Source organism: Shinella sp. AETb1-6 (genome assembly GCF_009826875.1).
GTDB lineage: Bacteria > Pseudomonadota > Alphaproteobacteria > Rhizobiales > Rhizobiaceae > Shinella > Shinella sumterensis.
Window position 1 is genome coordinate 1 of the sequence record NZ_WUMM01000035.1, and the last position, 2,357, is coordinate 2,357.

The 2,357-nt window shown below is 62.6% G+C and carries 2 protein-coding genes and 1 pseudogene; all 3 read left to right on the forward strand.

The window, feature by feature from the left end; all coding sequences use genetic code 11:
- Window positions 1-523: pseudogene (locus GR158_RS24990) on the forward strand (ABC transporter ATP-binding protein); the annotation flags it as partial.
- 10 nt (window positions 524-533) lie between these two features.
- Window positions 534-1,604 carry an ABC transporter ATP-binding protein gene (locus tag GR158_RS24995; RefSeq protein ID WP_134651421.1) on the forward strand — a complete coding sequence of 357 codons (1,071 nt, stop codon included), beginning with the start codon at window positions 534-536 and terminating at the stop codon, window positions 1,602-1,604.
- Between the two features lie 2 nt (window positions 1,605-1,606).
- The coding region (locus GR158_RS25000; RefSeq protein ID WP_160873047.1) for a carbohydrate ABC transporter permease at window positions 1,607-2,357 on the forward strand (751 nt) is incomplete at its 3' end.

A 2,357-nucleotide genomic window follows, 5' to 3' on the forward strand; every position in this document is an offset into this window, starting at 1 on the left:
TGCGACGACGGAGCCTTCGGAAGCGCTGCTCTTGGGTGGTAACACCGCCACCCTATCCAAAGGCCGCATCACGCAGTTCGGCCGCACCATCGACGTCTATCGCCGGCCGAACGATCTCCTGACGGCCCGCACCTTCGCCGACCCGCCGCTCAACACGATGCAGGTCACAAAGAAGGCCGGGCAGTTCGAGGTTGGCGGCAAGCCGGTGCTGCCGGTGCCGGCGCATCTGTCCGCGCTGCCCGATGGTCCCTGCACCATCGCGTTCCATCCGCACCACCTGTCGCTCACCAGCCAGAACCCGGCGTCGGCCAGCCTGCAGGCGCGCACGGCGATCTCCGAGATCGCCGGTTCGGAGAGCTTCATCTACGTCCAGTTCGAGGGCAGCCATTGGGTCATGCTCTCACCGGGCATCCACGATATCGAGCCGGATACGCAGATCACCGTCCATGTCGATACGCGCCATCTGATGGCCTTCGGCGCGGACGGCGGGGCGATCGCCGAGCCCGTGGCCGCGGCGGCCTGAGGAGGACACGATGGCACGTATCACGCTCGATCATATCCGCCACGCCTACGGCGAAAAGCCGAAGTCGGAGGCGGACTATTCGCTGAAGGAAGTGCATCACGAGTGGAACGACGGCGGCGCCTATGCGCTGCTTGGTCCCTCCGGCTGCGGCAAGACCACGCTGCTCAACATCATCTCGGGCCTGTTGCAGCCTTCCGAAGGCCGCATCCTGTTCGATGGGAAGGATGTCACGCATCTGTCGACGCAGCAGCGCAACATCGCGCAGGTCTTCCAGTTCCCGGTCATCTACGACACCATGACGGTCTACGACAATCTGGCCTTCCCGCTGCGCAACCGTGGCGTGGCCGAGCCGGAAGTCGACCGCCGGGTGCGTGAGATCCTCGAGATGATCGATCTCGCCAGCTGGGCGAAGAAGAAGGCGCGCGGCCTGACGGCCGACCAGAAGCAGAAGATCTCGCTTGGCCGCGGCCTCGTGCGCAACGACGTCAATGCCATCCTCTTCGACGAGCCGCTGACGGTCATCGACCCGCACATGAAGTGGCAGCTGCGGTCGCAGCTCAAGAAGCTGCATCGTCAGTTCGGCTTCACCATGGTCTATGTCACGCATGACCAGACGGAAGCACTGACCTTCGCCGACAAGGTCGTCGTCATGTATGACGGCCAGATCGTGCAGATCGGCACGCCGGCGGAACTGTTCGAGAGGCCGAAACATACCTTCGTCGGCTATTTCATCGGTTCGCCCGGCATGAACGTGCTGCCGGCCGCCATTGACGGAAGCAGCGTGACTGTCGGCGGGCAAGTGCTGACGCTGGATTACAGGCCGGCGGTCGCCGCGGGCGCGAGAACCGAACTCGGCATCCGCCCGGAATTCATTTCGCTTTCGCGTGACGGCATGCCGGTGTCGATCAGCAAGGTCGAGGATATCGGCCGCCAGAAGATCGTGCGGGCGGAATTCGCCGGCAAGCCGATTGCCATCGTCGTGCCGGAGGATGGCGAGATCCCCGCCGAGCCGCGCGTGACCTTCGATCCCGCCGCCATCAACATCTACGCCGATAGCTGGCGTGTCGGCAGGGAGGGCTGACCATGAACAAGACCTGGAACAACAAGGCCTGGTTCATGGTGCTGCCGGTGCTGCTGCTGGTCGCGTTTTCGGCGGTGATTCCGCTGATGACGGTCGTGAACTATTCGGTGCAGGATACGTTCGGCAACAACCAGTTCTTCTGGAACGGCGTGGGCTGGTTTTCCGATGTGATGGCATCGGATCGCTTCTGGCAGGCGCTTGGGCGCAACCTGCTGTTCTCCATCATCATTCTGTCGATCGAAATCCCGCTCGGCATCCTGATTGCGCTCAACATGCCGAAGAAGGGCCTGGGCGTGCCCGTCTGCCTCGTCCTGATGGCATTGCCGCTGCTCATTCCGTGGAATGTCGTCGGCACGATCTGGCAGGTCTTCGGCCGCGTCGATATCGGCCTGCTCGGCCATGCGCTGGTGTCGCTCGGTATCAGCTACAATTACGTCAACAACATCTTCGACGCCTGGATGACGCTCATCATCATGGACGTCTGGCATTGGACGAGCCTTGTCGTTCTCTTGTGCTATGCGGGCCTCGTCTCCATTCCCGAGGCCTATTACCAGGCCGCCAAGATCGACGGCGCATCGCGCTGGGCGGTGTTCCGCTACATCCAGCTGCCGAAGATGAAGCGCGTGCTGCTGATCGCATTCCTGCTGCGCTTCATGGACAGCTTCATGATCTACACCGAGCCCTTTGTCGTGACGGGCGGCGGTCCGGGCAATTCCACCACGTTCCTGTCGATCGACCTCGTGAAGATGGCGA

Coding starts and splice junctions, on each gene's coding strand:
- GR158_RS24995 (WP_134651421.1), top strand. CDS start 534: ATGGCACGTATCACGCTCGATCATATCCGCCACGCCTACGGCGAAAAG.